Consider the following 20,917-nt stretch of genomic DNA (forward strand, 5'->3'; position numbering starts at 1 on the left):
AGTATTAGTACGCTATTGGCACAAATACTGGCGGTTCACTGCCGTGTAGGTAGTTTAGAAATGTGCGATTCAGCTATATCAATTATCAATTTTGTTCACTGCCGTGTAGGTAGTTTAGAAAACCATAATTATATTTTCTTTAATTAATAAATGAACTTTAAAAAATGCTTATTAGAAAAGAGCAAAAAACAATCAATTAAACAGGCTATTAATTTTTCTACAAACACTATATGTATGAGTGATTTATAAGAAGATAACTACATGTGGTATTTCGTTAGAAAATGCTTAATTGCATACAAATAAAAAGCAATAAACGTTAATAAACATTAGTAGACATATTATAAAAAACAATTATACTTAGCCTTAACAGTGCCCTGTTCCTCTGTTTTTATTTCGGTTTAATATCGGATATTTTCACGTCAGGGTCTTTCTTTAAAATATAGTATAATGTCTAAATCTCTTTTACCTTGCAAACCACACTTAACCTATCAACAGCAATTGCAGCTTCTTTTAGATAGAGGTTTATTGATTCATAATCAAGAATTTGCCATAAAAAAATTATCTCATATCGGTTATTACCGATTATCTGGTTATTGGTTTCCCGCAAAAAAAGAAATTGATGGTAGGAAAGTAGATCAATTTGAAATAAATACTTCATTTGAATCTATTTGTGATTTCTACCTGTTTGATACTAAATTAAGAAATCTGATTTTGTATGGAATCGAGAGGATAGAGATATATTTAAAGGCGATAATTGCCTATGAAATAGGTAGTTTAAATCCAAAAGCACATCTGATGCCTGAATTTATCAATATTGCTAAACATAAAGAAGATTATGAAAAATGGACAAAAAAGCTAGATAAAAAAATAGAAGATAGCAAAGATAAATTCATTCAATGGAATAAAAAAAATTATGAACAAGTTCCAATTTGGGTTAGCGTTGAAGTTTGGGATTTTGGTATGCTGTCAAAATTTTATGAAGTCTTAAACAGGAATTGTAAAAAAATAATTAGTGAAAAATTAAAGATTGAAAGAACTAAAGATTTGAAAACGATTTTACATTGTCTAAATATAGTCAGAAATAAATGTGCACATCATTCTAGATTATGGGATTGTAAACTAAACAGCTATTTTCCAATTGGATCAATCAAGACAATTAATTTATCGGATATTGAAGATTATATTCAAATTCAGAAAAAAATTAATCATACTAAATTAGCTAGTATTATTTGTGCAATTTGGGGAATTACAAAGCTTATGACCACAAATAAATCATGGTTAATCGAGATAGTGGAACATATTAAATCTAAACCTAATATAGCAAATACATCAGTTATCAATATGGGATTCGACGAAAAATTAACCTTAGATTATTTGCTTACCTTATAATAGCTAATCTCAATGATAGATAACTAAAATAATATATTTTAGTATCATTTACATCTAAATTTATCCTTGAACCTACTACCTTTTATATACACGGATATTAATTGCCGACTAGAGTTATTAAATTCACACCAACCGCCCTTGAGGCGGTTTTTTTATTGCCTATAATCCTTAAATAACATACCATTTACCCGAAAAATTGAAGGAGATGGTATGAAAAGAGTTATGTTATTAGGATTGGCTTGCTTTGCGTTGTTTGGCTGTGGCGAGAAAAAGGTCACTGAAGAAATGCTTTTAGGGGATTGGGAGTGTACGCAAAACGACCAAAAAGCAAAATGGAAAAATGGAACTTTTCAGGATTTTGGAGAGATCAAAAGCGAAAAAGCTTTAATTACATACAAAATTTATGACGGGTTATTAATGAGAGGGAGGGGTAATGATCTTACTAAGGGTGATTGGTATTCTGTCTCATCAAATCTTTCGATTCAAGACGTAAAAAATCTAAACATATCGGAATTTTCCAGATCTTATATATCTAGTAAATTTGAATACATTTCTGATAAAGAATATAAACATACGTTGATTATAGAGAAAGTTTATAAAAGTCTTTCAGAGGAAGAGCAAACAAAAGATAATTCAAGACAAAAGATTGAAGAAAACTGTATTAAAGTAGTGCATTAAATTTAATAGCAAAAATAAATTGATTAGAGCCCGCTTCGGCGGGTTTTTTATTGTTCTATTATAGCTAATTTAAAGTTGCATGTTCGAAGAACGGGTTTTCGACTAATACAAATTATTAGCTAAATTGCCTCTAATCCATTTAAAATCAGATAATAATCAATGCCTCAATATACATTTTAACCTGGTATTAATTTGTTTATTATTGTTAGGAAGCAGTCGGTTTATCCGAATTTTGCTCTAGTTGATTACTCAAGCTGAAGATTATAACAATTGCCATAATCTGCAATTATTAATTAATGCTTTTTGACCGATAAATTTTTTAGTTAAAATTTTGAGGAGAGCACTTTTTTGACATTAAAAAATTTGAGGAAAGGGGTTTTTTAAGCCCCTAAAATCAACTTTTAGCTAATATATTTAAAACATTAATGTTAGGATTAGTATTTTATTGGCTATACAAAGCAACAGTTATTAATAGCCATATTTTTCTAATGGTTCCTGTAATATTATTTGGTCGGTTAATGCGTTAAATTCTGTTTTTTCTTTTTTTTGCGTTGGTTTGATTCGTTCCGATAATCTTAATTCAATGGTTAAATCACATTGGTTGTCAGTGATATTGTTAACATGAAACTTAATTGCTTGTTGGCGATTATGGGCGCTAATCAATGCATCTGGTTGATTGTTCTGCATCCAACTAACTATGTTGGCGGTTAAATCATTAAAAGGGTAGTAATAACCTGGTAGATTTAACGTTAACGTGAAATGGTATTGAAATCCTGAATTGTCCACTGAGAAAGGCTCAACAATGCCATCTTTGATGATAAATTGATTTTCCACCGTTAAATTAGCATTTAACAGATTCTTCTCAAACAAATAGTGTTTTAATTGGTTAATTTTTTTCATACGGATCCTTTAATCTTTATAAATAATCTTGATGGCAGTAAAACAGTGATTATCAATGCAATGAAATAGAGCTGAAGTTGAAATAAAATAACGGTTAATTATCAATCCTCGATCCAAATGTATTGACCTGAATATTAAACTTAGCTATTCATATGCTTAAATGGTGATTTTCAACTAACTGCATTTATTTTGTCGCCATTATTGTCAATTACTGTTGTTAGTCGAATTTACTGAACGGCAAAAGATAGCTATGTTGCCTTTGCTTTTTAATAAACAGAGTAATAATGTGATGTTCATTACAACTTGGGCTAGATAAGCGCGATGTGGTAGATTGAAAAATGAAAATAAGCAAACAGCAGCACTTGAAACTATCATCAACCATGCTAACCAACTGTATTTAACTTTGTAGCGACAATGGTTGCGATCGAAGGTAAATAATCTCACCGCAATCATTAAACAAAAAATAGCATTGAGCGTCATTATCATGATTTTTTGCCTCTAAAGTTATTGAATAAATCTGTTGGATCATCGAATTTTTTAATTAGCCATAATAACAATTTGACACTAATAGCCGATGCAACTAATGCACCTAAACCTAGTGGCATCTTAGTTTGAATATTGGCTGGGAAAATAGGGATGAGTAAATACAGCGTCATTTCTGCTAACAGTAATCCCATAGCAAATGAGATAAAAAATAGGACGATGCGGCGCAAAACAGAAATGTATTGTTCACTAATCACAAGTAAAATCGAACCACAAAGTGCGCCTAAAATAATGCCATTTTCAATGTTAGGATAAATCATTGATAGTGAAAAAGCGCTAATAACTGCGGTAAAAGTTAGACTGGTGGGCTCTGTCATTAAATTAGTCCCATAAATTAATAGAATTAGAATCTTTTTCAGGTACTGATTCAGGTACGTTGACTTCAATACCCATAGGTAATATTGCTGGTAATTCACAAAGTTTTGGGTTGTTTTGATAAATTATTTCGACAATTCCGGCTGTTTTACCAAAAACTCGATAAGCTAATGCATCAATAGTTTCATTTTGCATGGTATAAACAATCATTCTTTAATTACTCCATAGTTGATTTGGATTTATTTTTAACAGCAACATTGATGGTGTTTCAATAAATAGGGCTCGGCGGAAAACAAAGGTGTCGAATCGCTTAAACCATTGCACCGCCGAGGTGTGAGGGTCACTCGTTATAAATAGTTATTTGATATTATGGTCGTTGTTAACTGATTTTTAGGCAATTAACTAAAATTGTGACAAATTGAAATACAATATGATCTATAATAGATTCGATACAATAAGCTATTAACTCAAGTAGTTATAAAATTAATACAAAACATCTGATAATGATTAGAAAATGACTAACCTTATTATATGACCTTTAGGTCTTTACTATTTACCATTAGGTAATTATAGTCTAGTTATCGTGTACACGAAAAATTGTTAGTGTGTTTTTATATATTTATATTTGGATATATATTCATGGCTTTTGCTTGCAGAAATTTTTCTCGTTCAGCGGGAGGTATAATGAATTTAAATCCTAAAACAGATTATCGCTCTTATACTTCGGTTGATAAATCTGATTATAATAATGCTACACAGACAGATATAAATAAAGTAGCGGCAGATTTAAGGAGAGCTTTAGAGCTTTACGAGTCAGAAAAAAAACGAAAATGTTCCTACTAATAAAGTGCCATCTTCAGATGTTGTTCTGGAGATGGAAAAAGCTATCAAAAAAATCCCGAGATATTAGATCAACTATTTGAAAGTCCTTTAATACAACAAACCGTTATCCATAAAATTGAATCTTATAAAGGTCCACTTCCTCATCCTGATATATTAAAAAAATATGATGAAATCGATCCTTCATTTTCAAAGATAATCTTTCAACATTTCGAAAAAGAACAGAATCATCGACATAGTATTGATAATAAATCTATTGATGGCGCAATAAAAAGTGATAAACGTGCTCAATGGATGGCATTTATTTTGAGTTTCCTTATTATTACAACAGGTGTTGTCGCTACTTTTTGTGGTTATGAAATATTCGGAGCATCAGCTGTTGGTTTTAATATTGCTGGATTGATTGCAGCATATCTCAAAGGTAGAACAAGTAATAAAGATTAAATTTTGTATTTACCACTCCCAAAATGTCGACCAATAAATTGCAAATATGATGTAAATCTACTCCCATCAATTTTGTTATAAATAAAATTTTACTGATTAATCTCCCAGATCGCTTGTTTATCAGCATTGCATTTTTCGATGACATGCAATAAATGTTCGTTGTATTTTAGACTATCCCCAAAGGTCATTGGTTGCGGGGGTAAATTTGGCTGACAACTAATGAGTAGATGCGCGGGTATTGGTTGATTGACGAAGATTTTTCGCTCGGTTGTACAAGCTACCAGAAATGGGCATAGGCACCAGCTGGTTAGCGCAATAATTCTCTTTGAGTTGACCATTGATCTGCTCCTGATTTTGTAGCGATTGCTGTTCCAAAGATTGTTTATTTTTTTCGTTATCAGCGATAATCTGATTATTCCTGATAATTGTTTGTTGCAACTGGCCTAACTTTTGCGTTAATTGATTGACTTCATTTTTTGCCGATTGTTTTGCATGCAATAAATCAGTAATGATAAAAATGAGTAATAGAAATGTGAAAGCAATAGTGAAGTTGGTTTTGTTCATACTAATCCGGGTAAATAAATTGTTTTGCCGTTTTGTTTTACCGCAGTAATAACACGTCTGCGTTGGTTGCTATGACTAAATTCAATGTGAACCCATTGATTATATTCTTGAATGATTTTGTCAAATTCGATGCCAGCCGTGATTAAACGTTGACAAATTTGTTTGGGATTGCCATAGGCACTGTGGAAATCAACGGCTAAACCTTTGGTATGTGCGCTAGTTTGCGAGCCTCCAACTTTACTATTTAGAGTAGGGCAGCGATATCCAGATGTGATGATTATTGGATGTGCCAAAGCTTTTCTAACAAATTCTAGTTGATTTGCCGTTAGCTGAATATTGGCCATTAATTCATCTGGCACATGATTATCTATTTTTAGCCGAGTAGCTGTTGTTGAGCGAGTAAATTCTTCTAATCTGAAGTGTTCTGTTAATCTCATGACTCTTCATCTCCTTTGATCTATATTACGAATCTTTCATCCAGAGTTTTAATTAAGGTTGTTCCTGAGCAATCTGCTAGGTAAGCAATCATGTACAGCAAGTACAAATGACAAATCAAAATAGCTAACAGTTAAAAAGATCAAGATTGCCACAAAAATAGAAATAACTATTTGAGCAATTAATGTGTTAATAGCTGATTTGTTGCCGTTTAATGTTTTATAAAAGTAACTTGCTAATGATGCAAACGAAATGATGATGAACAAATAAATAACCACCTGCCAACCTAAATTTTCAGGATCGTTAATCAGCATTATTGACTCTCAATATTTAAATGGCCGCTAAGTAAGTTTTCAGACCTACATTATAAAAATAATAAATTGATTATCTTTTTTATATGTCTCTTTCAATCTTGATAGGCTATATGAAACAAATTAAGTGGCCACTTAATACTGTTTAATTATACAGTTTTTTGTAATTTCAACCTAATTTATAAGGACAAATTGATTGAAAAGCTACCATTAAAAATTGTTATTAATTAATGAATTATATGTTTGTTTTAATGGGGGGTTTGTAATGGATAATTTTACAATTAAAATCCTTTATTTTTAGCTTAAATAAATAGCTATTTGCCAGGTTTAACAGATTAATTAAAAACTTTGCCATTAAGGTTTAATTAATAAAGATAATCATGACTAATATGATTTTGAAGATAATTATTAGTAAATATGGGATTAACTGGAACGATTAGGCTTTAAAAAACCCCGTTCCTCAAAATTTTGGAAACTGCTATGAAATGAGATGGCAGAAAAGAAGGATAGTTGATGATGGTTGTTAAGTGGGTATGAACTATTTTCAACTATCCTGACGTGTTTATGAATTATTTGAATTATCAGTTTGCTTAGCGGCCAGTTGTTCTTTTAGTGGCTCGAGTAAATCTCGAAACCAAAACAGTATTATGTCTTTATCATTTTCACGTAAATGAATATATTCAGTAATGATTCGTGAAAGTAATTCAGCGCGTTCAATTGTTTTCATTTTTTCCAATTCGTTCATTTTTATTTACCCTTCAACACTGTATTTATATACAGTATATAATAATTAGCTTTTCGATCAAGTATATTTTTTAAAAACTTTGGGCCAACTAGACACTAATATTTAGTACATTGATATTTATTATTTTTTTTGCTTAATTTTTATGCTTTTCACCTGGTTCAAACCACAAATTATGGCTTTTTTTCTTCAGTTAAAAGTAATCATGATATGATTTTTTAGGCGGCCTTTTTTTCGCACCTGTACAGTGGTCAGTAATTATTAAATGAAGCCCATTTAACGTGTCAGATAATTTAAGATGCTGATGAGGATTGAGTTTGATACTTTGCCTTAAATAGAGGCGGTTCACATTTAAATCATTATCCGGTAAACCGATAATTTTCAGTTGTTGTTTAATGATTTGTCGTTGCTGTTCAGAATTATTAATGTGAGTACAGTTATTGACAGAACTCCAAGGCGTGCGTTCCGCCCGCAATAATGATACATCTCTAGTTTTTACGATATTGTGGTTACTTTTAGCTACTAACTTCCATTTAATTAATCTAGTACATATAAAAGATGCCAGTCCATGGATTGGCGCATAAACTCCTTTTATTTTTTTGATGATCTCTTCGTATTGATTAATTTTATCCTCATAAGCAAGGCGGACTTTAATATCTTTACGTTTGACTAAGGGGCCGCCTTGATGAGCGGTATAAGCCGCCCAATCACCAATATCGGCTGAAGCTAACACCGGATCGATAATAGCATCGGTTACTTTTTTACTTTTCAAACGACGCAACTCACGCCATACACTGACTGGGGCGCCACCTAATTGTTGAAATTGGCGAATCTTCCAGCGACTAGCCCAAGCGGTGATCGCTTTCGATGACGCTTTTAAGTTTTCGCCAGTTTGGGTATCTATTTCATTTTCGAGCGCATATCCGTCAATGTTTTTGGCAATATATTTGGCGATATAACCGGTTGCCGATCCTTTTTTCTTATCAATATCTTTAAATTCAAAGCGATTGATGGCGGCTCCTTTTTCATCACCATCTTCATCCATGGCATATATCCACATACTATAAAAAGCTTTTTGGATATCTTCTGGGCGCATAAAGATTAAAATATGCCAGTGAGGGGTACCGTCATGGTGAGGTTCGGCAACTCGAAAACCAAAAAATTGAATATTTTCCCGATTTAATTTAGCTCGAATTCGTGACCAAACTTTGCATAGATAGGCCTGTGTTTCTCGTGGAGTATTGCCTTGCCAGTTTTCAACAAAACCGCCTTTCGCATGCGCACTGTGATATTTTGCTGGTGCAGTCAAGGTGATAAAAGCGCCTTGATAACCTAGCTGATCTGCTAAATCTTCAAAGCCACGCATACGAGTCATAAGCTCTACACGCCTTATTGCGGGGTTAGCTATGGATTTATAAACTTGTAAATCCAACGGTATTTGTTCACCTGTTTCTGGATTTTCTATCGCCATTTTCTCCAAATATTTTTGATTGCGACGTTTTTGCTCTTGCCATTCCATTTGACAGCTACGACTTGCATATGGCGATGCCTTTTTTTGTACTTGACCGACCGCAATGGCTAAATGTTCATGTTCGAAATCTCGACGAGTTTTTAATTTGCGTTGCCACCATTCATAATTAGTTATTTTCGCCAATGCTTTAACACAATTATCATTGGTTAATTTGTGATTTTTGAAATCATTAAAATAGGGTGGAGTAATATTAATACCGTTTAATTCTTTTAAAACAGTACGATAGAGTTTTTGCTCCAAACTGTTATTTTCAATATGATTAGCGGTCAAGCAAAAGTCCTGATCCGCAAGGCAGGTTTGGATGTGTTTATTGAGATAATTGGCTATTTCAACACTTAATTTAGCTAACTTTTTGGCACTTACAGTGGCTAATTTAGCAAATTCATCAGCAAAATTAATCGCTAAAGCGCTAGGACAAGCAACTTGATAACGGGCTTTGACTTGCGATAATCGTACCTGAATATTGCCACCTAAGGTTTGCCGTAAAAAGCTGTTGGCAGCTTTTCGTCCTTCAGCTTGAAAAAGATTAATATATTTATCAGCAAAATAGCCAGCTAAAAAATTAGGTAAATCAGCAAAATATTGTGCACGGAAGGGATGATCTTCTTGGTCAACTTGCCACAATTTGATTTCACTATAGCTGATAGATTGTGGCATTTTTTTACCACAATCAAACTGGGCTATTGGCGTTCTTACTATTTTTTTATTCGGTGAATATTGCCCTATATTTTCATAGTAATCACGCAAAGCTAATAATAAAGAATGTTTATTTTTAGCTGGAATAACAGGCAAGGAGAATGGTTGGCTGATCATAAATTCTCGGTAGTAATTATCGTTTGGCAAATAGCTCTTTTAGACTTTGACAATCGACACAAAGTTGACAACCTTTTAACAATTGTCGACGTTTTTCTGGGATTGGCTCTCCACATTCCAGACAATCCTTTGCTGATTGACCGGCAAAGGTTTGCCGATTAGCCAATAGATTATCCAGTTCAAGTTGAGCCAAATCATTTGCTTGGTCTACAATATCTCGCATTAGGCATTTGTCTCATAACTTTGATGGCGAAGTTTTTCAGCTTCTTGATTAAGCAGTTCATTTACTTCATTAGCGGTTAAATCCTGATCTAAAATATGACCACCTATTTGCATTAAGCGATTAATATATAGATCACAAAGTCGTTGTTCGGTTTCTTGTTTAATTTGTCCCGATATATCTTGAAATTTCGATTGGGTAATGCTGTTTGAGTTCATATGCTTTTCCTCATCTTGTTATTCATTATTGTTTGGTAAAATCTTGTGATTCACAGTGGGCAAAAACATCAACGATTGCTTGCAACCGGCGAAGTCCTATCTGTAAATTATCTACTTCATTATCGTTAAGCTGATCAAAGTTCAGATTACGTTCTGAATATGGCAATCTTGTGTTTAATGGTGTTATGCCTGCTGCTGCTAATAACAGTCTTTTTTGTCCAGGCTTTAGCCGATTAAAATTGCTACGTACTAAGCTGCGATATCCATGTATCAATTGATATAAATGTCTTATATGTTCAAGTTGACGAGCTCGTTCAATATTATTCATCGCTCTTCCTACCATGACTGTGTTTGAATCAAAAAAGAGCCATTTCTTACGAAAAAGGCAACGGTGTTATTAACTGATTTAAGTTCGGGTTAACGATGTTTAACTGGCCATAATTTAACGGTTTTACCATTACTTTTTTCGATCCAACCATTTGGATTATGTTTATTCGTTTGAATAAAAATGACTAAAGGTTGCGTCGTCGATTTTTGACTTAAATAGATAGCCTGACTCATATTATTGTTCCTTCAAATTTAGTTCAGGATTAAACGCTTTGGCGCCTTCAAGCGTCAGGGCGGTCATATTAATTAACGTTGTCGAACGGTCATGCTTACCGGTGATTTTTTTCTTTCTTGTCGGCAGCAATCCTTCGTGCACATACTTTTTAACGGTACGTGGATTCATGCCCGAAACTCGAGCAAATTCATCAACAGTGACATAAGGCGCAGAAATAGTGATTGAAATTGTTGTCATCATGGTGCATTATTCCTAACATAAATATGCTTATGTGTAATTATGTGTATTTATATGTGTATTTAAGTTAAATATAATTTAACATTAAGCTTAGCTTAATGTCAATCATATTTTTATTTTTTAATTAACTTAGGCTTAATTTAAAATGAGTATTAATTTTAATTCTGGTGGTGCCAAAGTATTGGACAGAATCATTGAGGCTTATGGGTTTAAATCCAAAGTAGAGTACAGTAACTATTTAGGTACTTCTGCAGCGAGTTTATCAATCCGCTATCGACGCGATCTCTTCCCTTCCGATCTGGTTGTTAAATGTATGGATGAAACAGGCGCATCATTACAATGGTTAGCAACTGGTGAAGGGCAATTTAACCCAGCAGAACAATCTAAAGAGACGGTTATTTCCGATGAAACTTTAGTCAAACTTGAGCGATTAGCTACTCTAAAAGATAAAGGCGCTATTACCGAACAAGAGTTTAGCGAATTAAAAGCACAGTTGATTTAGGTTAGTATAGGATTAATTGCACGTATGTCAGTAAGAAAACAACCTAATGGGAAATGGTTATTTGAAAAATATCTCCCTGGTGGCCGTCGAATACGAAAAAACTTTGCCACCAAAGGAGAAGCACTGGCATATGAAAATTATCTTGAAGAACAAGCTAACCAAAAACCATGGATCAATGAAAAAATAGATAAACGCCGTTTATCAGAATTAATCCAAAGCTGGTATTCGTTGCATGGCCAAACCCTTAAAGATGGGCAAACTCGCTTAAAAGCCATGCTATTTGCCAGTGAATGTATGGATAACCCATTAGCAACAAACTTCACTGCCAAACAATTTACCAGTTATCGCCAAAAACGAATTGATGGTGAGATATATCGAACCGATCGCATTAAAACTGTTGCTCCTAGGACAATGAACCTTGAACTAACCTATTTTAAGGCGATGTTTAACGAATTAATTCGGTTAGGGGAGTGGCAACATAAAAATCCTTTGGAACTGGTTCGTTCATTTAAAACCGACGAACAAGAGATGGCTTATTTATCCAAAGAACAAATTCAAGCTTTACTCAACTCTTGTCAGCAGAGTAGTGCGTCCGATTTAACCATTATTGTTAAAATTTGTTTAGCAACCGGTGCCAGATGGAGCGAAGCTGAAAGCTTAAAAAGTGCACAAGTCAAAGATGGAAAAATCACCTACATCAATACTAAAGGTAAACGGAACCGCACCATTCCTATCAGTGAAGAACTATTTAAACAAATTCCCAATAAACATGGCCAGCTTTTTACTGGTTGCTACTCGGCTTTCCGATCTGCATTAGATAGAACTGGCATCGAACTACCTGATCGCCAACTAACCCATGTATTACGCCACACCTTTGCCAGCCACTTTATGATGAATGGTGGCAACATATTAGTCCTACAAAAAATATTAGGCCACACCGACATCAAAATGACCATGCGCTACGCCCACTTTGCCCCAGATCACTTTGAAGATGCAGTAAGATTGAATCCGTTGAATCTAAACTAATTTAAAAAATATGGCTAGAAAGAAAAAGAATAGAAAGATCAAAAAAGTACAAACTACAAGCAATAATAAAAGTTGGTTGAATAGAGTGATAACAAATCCTGTTGTCATCATTATTTTTTTTATTACAATTATTACGAATACAGCTAATATTATTTCATCAATTGATACATTATTATCAAAATATAAGGATTTTTGGGTATGGTTTGGTAGTTCAGCACAATTTTCAGGAAAGTGGACTAATAGTAGTGAAGGTTATATCGATATTATCCCTAGGATAATTTTAAAAAATGAGTCTGATGTTACGATAAATGTTGAGTTAAGAGTAAAAGATCATCAGGTTACAGGTGTAATTAATAGTTCGGCGTTTCTTGATTTCTGTAATCATCAAGAACAATCAGAAAACTTAATAGTAGATATAAAGCTAATTTGTATGCAAAATAACATCATGCTATTAGCTGGAAATAAATCACCATTAAAAAGTAATTTTGATGCAGAAGTTTTTAATTATATATCCGGAAAAAAACTTATTTATGCAACGCTTCATTTTAAAATTAATAATGAAGAATTAGAAATTACAAATAAAAATATAGGTATATATTCATTATTTTTCCCTAATAAAGCTTTTCTTATAAAAGAACCTGAATTTGTTGATTAAAATAATTGGCGGTAAAATGGCGGTTGAGAATATTTTTATATAGTAAAATATGTCTATATATGTATTTCTAACCGCTTGATTTAATTGTAAGTTATTGATTTTAAATACAGCTTTAAAGAACTCATAATCGATTGGTCACTGGTTCAAGTCCAGTAGGATTATTATCTTTTGAATTGATATTAATTGTTTTTAAATTTATTTCTTATTTTAAGGAGAAATTTTTGCTATTTTAATTTACTTAACCAACTGATATGTAAACAATTCTGTGTCTGACGGCCAGTTTTTATTAAATCTCATTCGAGATCTTGCTTAAAAAATATAATATTTTTATCTGACCATAACCTCCTAAGAAGTCTTTTATTACATTAAATCTAACATTTACTATCAATCATTTTTTATTAAGTAATATAAGTTGTACTAAAGCAATAAAGATACAAATTGAGATGAATAGAATTAGGGTGTTAGACTTAAAAATAATAGGCAAAAATGAGCCCAAACTTGCACCAATGAAGAGAATACAAGTATACAGAGATGTTGCAATGCCTCTGTCCTCAATTGCTGATTGAGTGGCTACACTGGTAATCATCGATGGGACTGCGTAAGCAAGTGCAACGATAAATATGAAATGACTAATGAAAAGTAAATAAATATTATTTAACTGTTCATTTAAATAAAGATAATGTATAAGAAGAGAACTTGTCATTAAAAATAGACTTAAAGTAAGGACATAAACTGGCTTAATATATCTAAATAGATAACTTGCGGTAAGGCTAAATAGCATCGCAACAATGCCAATCTTTCTTAGTGTCGGGATGTATTCTGCAATATTATTACTCGGTAAAATAGAATAAAGTGTGACAAAACTTAATAAAACAATTAAAGCACATAAATAAATCGGAAATAGTTTTTTACTAAATAAAACTCGCGGTAATTGCTTGAATATTGAAAATAGTGAAGCTTTCATATTACTAGAATTTTCTTGGTGAGTTTTTTTAGGAGTATGATAGAAAAATAACAGCGAACCAAAAATATAGATGCTCATTAAAATCCACATAGCTGGATAAAGAGCATTTGTGATCATCAAAGAGCCAAACCACTGCCCAATAATACCAGCTAACAGAAAAGCACAACTAATAATTGATACAGCCTTAGACTTCGATGGTTCCGATAGATTTAACGTAATCCAAGCAATTGCCACAGGCGGATACGATGCAGCACAAAATCCTTGGAGTGTTCGACAAATAAGTAACCAATAATAGTTAGTAATAAACGGCATAATGAAACTAATTGTTGCTAATAGCAATAACCCTATGGATAAAGTACGTTCTTTTCCTATTCGATCGGATAAGCCACCCCAGATAATAAATCCAATTGCATAAAAAATAGCGAATAAAGATGTCAGTAAGCCAATGTTATTTAAAGTTGCCCCTTTTATGAAAAGTACTAAATCAGAATAAACGGGAATAAGTATATATAACTGAGTTACTACCGATAGGGCGATAATGGGTACAAAGAAAGTTCCTGTTAATAATTTATATTTCACTATTTTTATCTGCTATATAAATATAATTTTTGAATTATAGATCTAATTATTGTAGTTTAACAACAATTGCTTCGCTTTTGATTTTCTATTTGTTTTAAAAACAAATTAGAATATATAAAATCTAGTTATTTTTAATTCGAAATATAAAAATGCAAGGAGCAATGACTGAAAATAAATCTTTTAAAAGTGAATATGATGACTTTTTATTAACTGTAATTGTTAGTATAGATTAAAAATACTTGAAATCTTTGATATATATAAATATAAGAAAATTATGAGATAATATTTAATGCCCTAATATTATAGGAAGGTAAATGGAAAATATAAAAATTAATGATACTATAGTTATTTTTATAATAACTTCAGTTGCGTATTTTATCTGTTATGGATTTGAATTAGGTTATGCTAAAAAGATTGGATTTAGTGTATATTTTATTTCTGTAGATTTACTTAATTTTGTGTTTTTGGGCGGATTTTTACTTTTTATCTTTTATTATATTATAAGTATTACTATATTTTTGATTAATGGAAAACTACGTCACTATTTAATCATTTTAGTTTTAGTAAATAGCTTTATATTAGGTTTGTATCTAGATCCTAATATAAATAATTTAATGAAACCTTTATTAATTAAAGTATTGTTAGTTTTTTTTAATTTGTCATTATTCATTATGTTTCTCTATAAAAAAGCAAGATTCACTCGATGGAGTCTTAATATATCTACAATTTTATTACCTATTATTTTATTTTCTTTTGCATTTGAATTTGGTGGAAAATGTGCAGAAATAGATTCTGCAAAAAGAAATGAACTGAATTCGATTGAATATGAGGGACATAAATATGGAATTTTAAAGGTATATGCAGGGAATATTGTAGCATTAAGTTTAGATTGTAATATAAGAACTGAAATACTCTTTATACCAAAAGAACAAGTAAATGTTGTTAATGTTAATTAACCTAATCCAATCCAACTAAATGTTTAATTCCACATGCATGAAAAATCTTCCTGTTGTATTAATTGAATGTGAGTAACGGGGTATAGACATTTGGGTAAATAAATTTCTTCTTTAAATTATTGTGTTGTCTCTTAGTTTTTGCTGTGCTTTGTGTTTTTTGGGGAATGATACTTTTATGTTTTTTTATTGTTAACTAAAATACTCTTATTATCTGAGTTTTAAAATTTTTTGAAGAAAATTTGATTTTGAGCTTATATAGTTTTTTTGAGTTGTTATTAAAAATATATGTTTATCGATTAAAGAACAGTAAATTATGATAATAGTTAGTCTTTGGTCACTAGCTATTCATAATGGTTTTAATATAGAATATATTAAGAATATTAGGTATTAGATACTAGCTGAATTTCATCTAGTATCTAATTTTTACGGTTACTAATTTATGTTAGGACTATTTATAGTCATTTTATTCGTAATTACAACGTATAAATAGGGTTTATTTTTTCTCAAATAATTTTTCACACGGATAGCCTGTTAAGTCTTCTACTACGAATTTAGTTTCTTCAGATAACTCATTTACATCGCCATTTGATTGTAAGACATCAATTGCATTAACTAATAATCCATGTTTTTCTTTATCTAGATTAAAGGTGAGTGTCACTAACATAGCTAAGAAAACAAGTAATCCAGTTCCTAAAAATAGAATTAATGCAATTGTGGTTATTGCTTCAGGAGTTTGATCTGCTTGTTTTTGAACAAAACCACCAAATTCTAATATTAATCCAACACAAAGAGTTGATAGGGCGACTGTCGTTTTTCTAGAGAATGTCATAACAGCAGCAAATAAGCCTTCTCTTCTTTTTTTAGTGATCATTTCATCAATATCTGGAATGAATGGGAAAATATTCCATGGTGTGAACTCCATCAGGCATCGGCCTATTTGATATACAGTACCAATAACAAACAGTATGGCTATTTTTGATGATGGATTAAATACAAAAACTAAATAGGTCGCAGCTAAACATAAAAGCATAGTCGAATAAGCACCAACAAGTAGTTTTTTCGGCCCATATTTAACGAATGCGAATCCTGCTACTAATGTAACTGGTAATCCAATGATACTTAAAGATAAAAGGCTTCCAGCTACAGAAGCATCAAGCGTTAAACAATATACACAGAAAAATACAAATACAGTGTTATAAATATCTTTACCAGTAAAAGATAATAAATAGATAGCTAAATGTTTTCTGAAGGCTCTAACTTTCAGTGTAGAGAAATATTCTTTAAACAGACCAAAAACAAAGGTAACTGGATTTACTTTTTTCTCAGCTTTAGATTTTTCTAATTCTTTTAACATCTCCGGAGTTAGTGGTCTTTCCCAAGTTGAAAAGTAGGATATAATCACGCAAATCATGAATAAGACAGCAAAAAATATACCATTAAATAAATAAGCATTTGGATCATTTTCACCATAGATTGCAATTAATCTGCCTGGTACAAATGTTGCCATAAAAGTACCTACTGCAGAAATAAACATTCGACAAGTAGATAGTTTGGTTCTTCCTGCATAATCACTGGTCATTTCAGATGGTAAAGTTTCCCAAGGAATCATTACCATGGCTACAACCACCTCAAAAGTTAAATAGATAGCTAGATAATATAAGTAGCCCATGCCATTAATCCATAATAATGCATAGGAAAGCATTAATGGTGCGCCAATTATTAAGAAGAATCTTCTGCGTCCAAATTTTTTACCTAATTTATTTTTATAAAAGTGATCGGTGAAACTCCCCATGAAAAGGCATAATATGGCGTCTAATATTCGAGCAATTGCCACAATTGATGCCGCTTCAATTGGGCTCAATCCAACAAAAGTAGTAAAAAAGTATAACAACCATGCACCTATAATGGTGAATGCTCCCCCTCCAATGATGTCAATCATTCCAAAACCTATAGCTTTAGGAATAGTGATTATTTTTTTATTTTTCATTTTCCAAACCTCATAATAGAATTAAGCAATTAATTTATTGAAATTGCATAAGTTTTAATTTCAAAAGGACTTAATTTTATTTTTAAATTTCCTTTATTTATGTTTTGATCAATAAAGTTCTCCATCAAATCACACTCTCTCCACCAGTTGATTTTGTAGTGAGAGCTGATATTGACATTTTGTGTTCCACCGGAGAAATCATGAATTCTGAGAATTAACCAATCACCTGATTCTGCTTTTTTCAAAGCATCAACCTGAACTAAATGATTATCTAATGTAAGAATTGATAGATTAGATGGCTTAATAAATGATTTTAATTTGCCATCATAAATTCTTAGCGGTTCATTTAAGAACCAAGCTTCTTGGGCAACATGACCTTCTTGCCAATTCTTCGTATGAGGAAATAAAGAATATGTAAATTGATGTTGTCCTTGGTCAGCTTGTAAATCAGGGCTTATAGCTGATTTGATGAGGGTTAATTGCATTATATTGTCTCTAATAGCATGACCATATTTGCAATTATTTAATAGGCTGACGCCATAACCGTATTCGGATAAATCGGCCCATTGATGTGCTACACTTTCAAATTTTGCATAATCCCAACTAGTATTCCAAGTAGTTGAGCGTTTAACATTACCAAATTGAATGTCGTACGTTGCTTCAACTGCTCTAATATCGACTGGAAATACTGTTTTAAGTAGTTGATTGCAGTCATGCCAATCAATATCAGTTATAAAATCAATTTTTGGATTATTACTATAGACTCGCATTTTCTGGCAAATTGAACTGTTATTAAAAATCCATTTAAATGTGATTTCACAAATTAATGGCCCTAATTCAGTCAGTTCGACAGATTGTAACTGTACAACAGGTGATTTTTTCTGAATATGAAATATTTCAATATCCCAAGCATCATATTTCATTGGTTTATCTTCATATACAGTCAATACATTGCCACAACCTGACAATACCTCTCGGTTATTCTTTTTATCAAAAATACGGGTAAGGTGGCCAAATTTATTCCACTTAATGAGATAAAAAGGTGTATCTATTTCATCATCATTATAGATAAAAGCATCTTTTGCCTTATTACTTTCAGATGTAACGTTATTTTCATAACTTACATTTATACAACTTAGTGGCGCTATTGATGGTATTTCAACAAAATAACCATCATTTTGTTTTGATTTTTGTATAGTGAAATATTGATTGGAATCATCTTTTATAGTGAGATTTTCTGCATAAGTATCAAAATAAACAACGTCATTTTTTCTCATAAAGTTAGAGCTATTGATGATAATTTTGCTATTAACATCACTATCTGTAATATTTTTTAACAGAGGTCTAAGAATTTCGTTATGTCTATTATTTAAATCCTGAAATTCAAGTTTGGCATCTTGATAGACTTCATGTATAGATGAACCAGGAATAATGTCATGAAATTGATTTCTAAGAATGAGTTTCCAACAATAATCTAGTTTATTTTTTTCATAAACAGACCAGTCATTATTTAAGATTGAGTTAGTCGCCGATAACCATTCGATGAAACGAATATCTAATTCGGCTAATCGATTCGCTTTTTTAATTTGCGCTTGGCTGGTGTATGTTCCGCGATGAGTTTCAAAGTATAATTCGCCATCCCAAGTATGGAACCAATCATTGCTATGATTGATATTATCCTCTAGTTCATGAAAGAATTGCTTAACAGTACCAAATTGAATATTAGGTAATACTGGCATTTTTTCGAATCGTTCTAATAATTCAAGCATCTGCTCATTTGGCCCACCACCACCATCACCATAACCAAATGGTAGCAACATTGTTTTTGTTAAACCTTTATCTTTATAGTTATCCCATAACCCCTGAACAGATTTAGCATTAACAATGCCATTATAGGTATATCGTGGATGTCCTTCTTCAGGTGTTGTAACAAAATGCGCTAAAATATCACTGCCATCAATGCCTCGCCATTTAAAAGTATCGTGTGGCAGTTGATTAAATTCATTCCAACTAATTTTTGTTGTCATGAAATATTTAATGCCTGATTTTTTTAAAATTTGTGGTAATGCCCAAGAATATCCAAATACATCTGGTAACCATAAGCATTCAGGCGTTATGCCAAACTCGGTTTCCATGAAATTTTTGCCATACATAATTTGTCTGACAAATGATTCACCAGAGGGTATATTACAATCAGCTTCAACCCACATAGCACCATCAACTTGCCAGCGCCCATCTTTGACACGTTGTTTTATTTGATCATAAATTTCAGGATAATCATTTTTAACATATTCATAGAGTTGTGGTTGAGACTGGAAAAAATTATATTTTGGAAATTGTTTCATTAACTTCAAAACAGTCGAAAACGAGCGCGCACATTTTTCTCTGGTATGTTTTATTTGCCATAAAAAGGCGAGATCGATATGAGTATGGCCTACACAATTAATCACAACTGGCGATTTCACCGCATCTTTGCTGTAATTTTCTTCTAAATACCTAGATGCATTACTGATTGATTGGTAAAATTCTTTACTAGATGGGTTTTGCCAATTAATGAGTAGAAAAGAGCTATCTAATAGATTAAGTAATCTCGAATAATAAAAATCATTGTTAGAGATAACATCTAATGTTTGTAATATAGCGGTAGAAGTCACGTACAAATCATGAGTGGCTTTATCTCTTAAACCGAAGGCAACTTGTTTTATACTGTTACCAACATGAAACTCATCAAAATGTTGTCTAACTTTACCTTCAAGTACGCCTGACCATATACGAATATCAAATCTAATTGTTTTACCAGAAAAGTCGTCCGGAAATGAAATAACATTATGGTTTTTATCTAAACCATGCCATGGTTTACCATTAACATAGAGTAACGCTTCATATTCATCACGTAGAAAAGATAATGAAAAATTAAAAAGACCTATATGAGTGGAACGATTCGGATCGGTTTTAGGGAAAGTATGGCTTAACCTTAACCAAACATAGATATCCTTTTCTTTCCACTCAAATCCTTGCTCAATATTTTGCCAATCGGCATTTTCATTAGGGGGCGGGGCACCATTAACTCCTTTACGGTCATAACAAAAATCAAAACTTTGTATTGTTTGAATATCATGTAATTCAAACCGCAATAGTTCTTCAACGCGTTGTTTTAATTTCCTTTCTGTAAAAAACATAATTCCCTCTAATTTAGATAAATATACAAAAACAAACAATTGGTATAATAAGTTAAATAATAAAGTTGTAGTTCACAAATATAAAAACCAAATTTGGTGACTGAGATCACAAAAATTTAATTTAATTAATTTAATAATCGGTTCTAAGTGTTTTTGAAAAGGTATAATAACTTTTAATTTCAACTGATTTATTGATAATAAATTTAAGAGGAGTTTTGATTAGTATAATAAAGTCTAATAGAACAAACTTTATCTATATGAATTTTTATTAGGATTTTGATTTTACTGTGAAAATGAAGAAAAATAAGCGATAATTGGTTGATCATG

General features: G+C 31.8%; 26 protein-coding genes and 1 CRISPR repeat array (1 of these 27 cut by a window edge). Of the genes, 8 read left to right on the forward strand and 18 right to left on the reverse strand.

The genetic code is table 11. The features are described from left to right. A CRISPR array of direct repeats spans window positions 1-121; the repeat unit is 28 nt; unit sequence GTTCACTGCCGTGTAGGTAGTTTAGAAA (it extends 507 nt beyond the left edge of the window). 326 nt (window positions 122-447) lie between these two features. Both AC5LWZ_RS06480 and AC5LWZ_RS06485 read left to right on the forward strand, forming a co-directional pair. Continuing rightward, complete coding sequence (locus AC5LWZ_RS06480) at window positions 448-1,389, forward strand: Abi family protein (RefSeq protein ID WP_493463290.1); 942 nt, start codon at window positions 448-450, stop codon at window positions 1,387-1,389. A 210-nt stretch (window positions 1,390-1,599) separates the two neighbouring features. Beyond that, window positions 1,600-2,067, forward strand: coding sequence for a hypothetical protein (locus tag AC5LWZ_RS06485; protein WP_493463291.1), 468 nt, complete (start codon window positions 1,600-1,602; stop codon window positions 2,065-2,067). A gap of 468 nt (window positions 2,068-2,535) precedes the next feature. Here the strand turns inward: AC5LWZ_RS06485 and AC5LWZ_RS06490 are convergent, their stop codons facing one another. From AC5LWZ_RS06490 to AC5LWZ_RS06505, 4 genes are all read right to left on the reverse strand, one after another. Continuing rightward, window positions 2,536-2,967, reverse strand: a complete 432-nt coding sequence (locus tag AC5LWZ_RS06490) for a phage tail protein (protein WP_493463292.1) — start codon at window positions 2,965-2,967, stop codon at window positions 2,536-2,538. 204 nt (window positions 2,968-3,171) lie between these two features. Then, window positions 3,172-3,453: a phage holin family protein gene (locus AC5LWZ_RS06495; RefSeq protein WP_198215136.1), complete on the reverse strand. Its 282-nt coding sequence runs from the start codon at window positions 3,451-3,453 to the stop codon at window positions 3,172-3,174. Then, the gene (locus AC5LWZ_RS06500; protein WP_065651199.1) at window positions 3,450-3,827 is read right to left on the reverse strand and encodes a putative holin; all 378 of its coding nucleotides are present in this window, start codon (window positions 3,825-3,827) and stop codon (window positions 3,450-3,452) included. The genes AC5LWZ_RS06495 and AC5LWZ_RS06500 overlap by 4 nt, the downstream gene beginning before the upstream one ends. A 4-nt stretch (window positions 3,828-3,831) precedes the next feature. Then, window positions 3,832-4,035 carry a tail protein X gene (locus tag AC5LWZ_RS06505; protein WP_110453473.1) on the reverse strand — a complete coding sequence of 68 codons (204 nt, stop codon included), beginning with the start codon at window positions 4,033-4,035 and terminating at the stop codon, window positions 3,832-3,834. A 429-nt stretch (window positions 4,036-4,464) separates the two neighbouring features. Between AC5LWZ_RS06505 and AC5LWZ_RS06510 the strand changes: the two genes are divergently transcribed. Together AC5LWZ_RS06510 and AC5LWZ_RS06515 are read left to right on the forward strand one after the other, a co-directional pair. After that, window positions 4,465-4,668, forward strand: coding sequence for a hypothetical protein (locus AC5LWZ_RS06510; protein WP_493463293.1), 204 nt, complete (start codon window positions 4,465-4,467; stop codon window positions 4,666-4,668). Window positions 4,669-4,959: 291 nt separating this feature from the next. Beyond that, a complete protein-coding gene (locus AC5LWZ_RS06515; RefSeq protein ID WP_493463294.1) occupies window positions 4,960-5,109 on the forward strand; it encodes a hypothetical protein in 150 nt (49 codons plus the stop codon). Window positions 5,110-5,198: 89 nt separating this feature from the next. Here the strand turns inward: AC5LWZ_RS06515 and lysC are convergent, their stop codons facing one another. The 11 genes from lysC to AC5LWZ_RS06570 form a co-directional block, all read right to left on the reverse strand. After that, window positions 5,199-5,429, reverse strand: a complete 231-nt coding sequence (lysC, locus tag AC5LWZ_RS06520; RefSeq protein ID WP_493464181.1) for an Rz1-like lysis system protein LysC — start codon at window positions 5,427-5,429, stop codon at window positions 5,199-5,201. Next, complete coding sequence (locus tag AC5LWZ_RS06525; protein WP_493464217.1) at window positions 5,326-5,673, reverse strand: hypothetical protein; 348 nt, start codon at window positions 5,671-5,673, stop codon at window positions 5,326-5,328. The genes lysC and AC5LWZ_RS06525 overlap by 104 nt, the downstream gene beginning before the upstream one ends. Further along, a complete protein-coding gene (locus AC5LWZ_RS06530) occupies window positions 5,670-6,110 on the reverse strand; it encodes a D-Ala-D-Ala carboxypeptidase family metallohydrolase (protein WP_493463295.1) in 441 nt (146 codons plus the stop codon). Before AC5LWZ_RS06530 ends, AC5LWZ_RS06525 begins: the two co-directional genes overlap by 4 nt. A 48-nt stretch (window positions 6,111-6,158) precedes the next feature. After that, on the reverse strand, window positions 6,159-6,422 hold the full coding sequence (locus AC5LWZ_RS06535) for a hypothetical protein (protein ID WP_493463296.1): 264 nt from the start codon (window positions 6,420-6,422) through the stop codon (window positions 6,159-6,161). Between the two features lie 559 nt (window positions 6,423-6,981). Beyond that, complete coding sequence (locus AC5LWZ_RS06540; protein WP_065651193.1) at window positions 6,982-7,164, reverse strand: hypothetical protein; 183 nt, start codon at window positions 7,162-7,164, stop codon at window positions 6,982-6,984. A gap of 190 nt (window positions 7,165-7,354) precedes the next feature. Further along, the gene (locus tag AC5LWZ_RS06545; protein WP_493463297.1) at window positions 7,355-9,535 is read right to left on the reverse strand and encodes a replication endonuclease; all 2,181 of its coding nucleotides are present in this window, start codon (window positions 9,533-9,535) and stop codon (window positions 7,355-7,357) included. Beyond that, window positions 9,522-9,728 (reverse strand): TraR/DksA family transcriptional regulator, encoded by a 207-nt coding sequence (locus AC5LWZ_RS06550; RefSeq protein ID WP_493463298.1) that lies wholly within the window; start codon window positions 9,726-9,728, stop codon window positions 9,522-9,524. The genes AC5LWZ_RS06545 and AC5LWZ_RS06550 overlap by 14 nt, the downstream gene beginning before the upstream one ends. Beyond that, window positions 9,728-9,943 (reverse strand): DUF2732 family protein, encoded by a 216-nt coding sequence (locus AC5LWZ_RS06555; RefSeq protein ID WP_493463299.1) that lies wholly within the window; start codon window positions 9,941-9,943, stop codon window positions 9,728-9,730. Before AC5LWZ_RS06555 ends, AC5LWZ_RS06550 begins: the two co-directional genes overlap by 1 nt. Before the next feature lie 25 nt (window positions 9,944-9,968). Beyond that, the gene (locus AC5LWZ_RS06560) at window positions 9,969-10,271 is read right to left on the reverse strand and encodes a hypothetical protein (protein WP_493463300.1); all 303 of its coding nucleotides are present in this window, start codon (window positions 10,269-10,271) and stop codon (window positions 9,969-9,971) included. Between the two features lie 89 nt (window positions 10,272-10,360). Next, window positions 10,361-10,504: a hypothetical protein gene (locus AC5LWZ_RS06565; RefSeq protein ID WP_165601668.1), complete on the reverse strand. Its 144-nt coding sequence runs from the start codon at window positions 10,502-10,504 to the stop codon at window positions 10,361-10,363. Window position 10,505: 1 nt separating this feature from the next. Further along, window positions 10,506-10,745, reverse strand: coding sequence for a MerR family transcriptional regulator (locus AC5LWZ_RS06570; protein ID WP_493463301.1), 240 nt, complete (start codon window positions 10,743-10,745; stop codon window positions 10,506-10,508). A 142-nt stretch (window positions 10,746-10,887) separates the two neighbouring features. Between AC5LWZ_RS06570 and AC5LWZ_RS06575 the strand changes: the two genes are divergently transcribed. From AC5LWZ_RS06575 to AC5LWZ_RS06585, 3 genes are read left to right on the forward strand one after another with little or no spacing between them, the layout of a single operon-like run. Continuing rightward, entirely contained in the window at window positions 10,888-11,244 is a 357-nt protein-coding gene (locus AC5LWZ_RS06575; protein ID WP_086365444.1) for a helix-turn-helix domain-containing protein, read from the forward strand. Window positions 11,245-11,268: 24 nt separating this feature from the next. Beyond that, window positions 11,269-12,270 (forward strand): phage integrase, encoded by a 1,002-nt coding sequence (locus tag AC5LWZ_RS06580; RefSeq protein ID WP_493463302.1) that lies wholly within the window; start codon window positions 11,269-11,271, stop codon window positions 12,268-12,270. A gap of 10 nt (window positions 12,271-12,280) precedes the next feature. Beyond that, a complete protein-coding gene (locus AC5LWZ_RS06585) occupies window positions 12,281-12,925 on the forward strand; it encodes a hypothetical protein (protein WP_493463303.1) in 645 nt (214 codons plus the stop codon). A gap of 388 nt (window positions 12,926-13,313) precedes the next feature. Here the strand turns inward: AC5LWZ_RS06585 and AC5LWZ_RS06590 are convergent, their stop codons facing one another. Next, entirely contained in the window at window positions 13,314-14,468 is a 1,155-nt protein-coding gene (locus AC5LWZ_RS06590) for an MFS transporter (RefSeq protein WP_493463304.1), read from the reverse strand. 314 nt (window positions 14,469-14,782) lie between these two features. On the opposite strand from AC5LWZ_RS06590, the gene AC5LWZ_RS06595 reads away from it, so the two are divergent. After that, window positions 14,783-15,424 (forward strand): hypothetical protein, encoded by a 642-nt coding sequence (locus AC5LWZ_RS06595; RefSeq protein WP_493463305.1) that lies wholly within the window; start codon window positions 14,783-14,785, stop codon window positions 15,422-15,424. A 493-nt stretch (window positions 15,425-15,917) separates the two neighbouring features. Here the strand turns inward: AC5LWZ_RS06595 and AC5LWZ_RS06600 are convergent, their stop codons facing one another. Together AC5LWZ_RS06600 and AC5LWZ_RS06605 are read right to left on the reverse strand one after the other, a co-directional pair. Further along, window positions 15,918-17,411, reverse strand: coding sequence for an MFS transporter (locus AC5LWZ_RS06600; RefSeq protein WP_294913153.1), 1,494 nt, complete (start codon window positions 17,409-17,411; stop codon window positions 15,918-15,920). Window positions 17,412-17,440: 29 nt separating this feature from the next. Then, window positions 17,441-20,590, reverse strand: a complete 3,150-nt coding sequence (locus tag AC5LWZ_RS06605; protein ID WP_493463306.1) for an alpha-mannosidase — start codon at window positions 20,588-20,590, stop codon at window positions 17,441-17,443. Between the last annotated feature and the right edge of the window lie 327 nt (window positions 20,591-20,917).

Source organism: Gilliamella sp. LMG 34362 (genome assembly GCF_984569125.1).

What these genes read in the sequence shown, in the direction of transcription:
- AC5LWZ_RS06525 (WP_493464217.1), bottom strand. Translation starts at nt 5,673, where the DNA reads ATGAACAAAACCAACTTCACTATTGCTTTCACATTTCTATTACTCATT.
- AC5LWZ_RS06540 (WP_065651193.1), bottom strand. Translation starts at nt 7,164, where the DNA reads ATGAACGAATTGGAAAAAATGAAAACAATTGAACGCGCTGAATTACTT.
- AC5LWZ_RS06585 (WP_493463303.1), top strand. Translation starts at nt 12,281, where the DNA reads ATGGCTAGAAAGAAAAAGAATAGAAAGATCAAAAAAGTACAAACTACA.
- AC5LWZ_RS06605 (WP_493463306.1), bottom strand. Translation starts at nt 20,590, where the DNA reads ATGTTTTTTACAGAAAGGAAATTAAAACAACGCGTTGAAGAACTATTG.
- AC5LWZ_RS06530 (WP_493463295.1), bottom strand. Translation starts at nt 6,110, where the DNA reads ATGAGATTAACAGAACACTTCAGATTAGAAGAATTTACTCGCTCAACA.
- AC5LWZ_RS06510 (WP_493463293.1), top strand. Translation starts at nt 4,465, where the DNA reads ATGGCTTTTGCTTGCAGAAATTTTTCTCGTTCAGCGGGAGGTATAATG.
- AC5LWZ_RS06535 (WP_493463296.1), bottom strand. Translation starts at nt 6,422, where the DNA reads ATGCTGATTAACGATCCTGAAAATTTAGGTTGGCAGGTGGTTATTTAT.
- AC5LWZ_RS06575 (WP_086365444.1), top strand. Translation starts at nt 10,888, where the DNA reads ATGAGTATTAATTTTAATTCTGGTGGTGCCAAAGTATTGGACAGAATC.
- AC5LWZ_RS06580 (WP_493463302.1), top strand. Translation starts at nt 11,269, where the DNA reads ATGTCAGTAAGAAAACAACCTAATGGGAAATGGTTATTTGAAAAATAT.
- AC5LWZ_RS06565 (WP_165601668.1), bottom strand. Translation starts at nt 10,504, where the DNA reads ATGAGTCAGGCTATCTATTTAAGTCAAAAATCGACGACGCAACCTTTA.
- AC5LWZ_RS06550 (WP_493463298.1), bottom strand. Translation starts at nt 9,728, where the DNA reads ATGCGAGATATTGTAGACCAAGCAAATGATTTGGCTCAACTTGAACTG.
- AC5LWZ_RS06595 (WP_493463305.1), top strand. Translation starts at nt 14,783, where the DNA reads ATGGAAAATATAAAAATTAATGATACTATAGTTATTTTTATAATAACT.
- AC5LWZ_RS06600 (WP_294913153.1), bottom strand. Translation starts at nt 17,411, where the DNA reads ATGAAAAATAAAAAAATAATCACTATTCCTAAAGCTATAGGTTTTGGA.
- AC5LWZ_RS06500 (WP_065651199.1), bottom strand. Translation starts at nt 3,827, where the DNA reads ATGACAGAGCCCACCAGTCTAACTTTTACCGCAGTTATTAGCGCTTTT.
- AC5LWZ_RS06515 (WP_493463294.1), top strand. Translation starts at nt 4,960, where the DNA reads ATGGCATTTATTTTGAGTTTCCTTATTATTACAACAGGTGTTGTCGCT.
- AC5LWZ_RS06485 (WP_493463291.1), top strand. Translation starts at nt 1,600, where the DNA reads ATGAAAAGAGTTATGTTATTAGGATTGGCTTGCTTTGCGTTGTTTGGC.
- AC5LWZ_RS06495 (WP_198215136.1), bottom strand. Translation starts at nt 3,453, where the DNA reads ATGATAATGACGCTCAATGCTATTTTTTGTTTAATGATTGCGGTGAGA.
- AC5LWZ_RS06560 (WP_493463300.1), bottom strand. Translation starts at nt 10,271, where the DNA reads ATGAATAATATTGAACGAGCTCGTCAACTTGAACATATAAGACATTTA.
- AC5LWZ_RS06555 (WP_493463299.1), bottom strand. Translation starts at nt 9,943, where the DNA reads ATGAACTCAAACAGCATTACCCAATCGAAATTTCAAGATATATCGGGA.
- AC5LWZ_RS06480 (WP_493463290.1), top strand. Translation starts at nt 448, where the DNA reads ATGTCTAAATCTCTTTTACCTTGCAAACCACACTTAACCTATCAACAG.
- AC5LWZ_RS06490 (WP_493463292.1), bottom strand. Translation starts at nt 2,967, where the DNA reads ATGAAAAAAATTAACCAATTAAAACACTATTTGTTTGAGAAGAATCTG.
- AC5LWZ_RS06505 (WP_110453473.1), bottom strand. Translation starts at nt 4,035, where the DNA reads ATGATTGTTTATACCATGCAAAATGAAACTATTGATGCATTAGCTTAT.
- AC5LWZ_RS06570 (WP_493463301.1), bottom strand. Translation starts at nt 10,745, where the DNA reads ATGATGACAACAATTTCAATCACTATTTCTGCGCCTTATGTCACTGTT.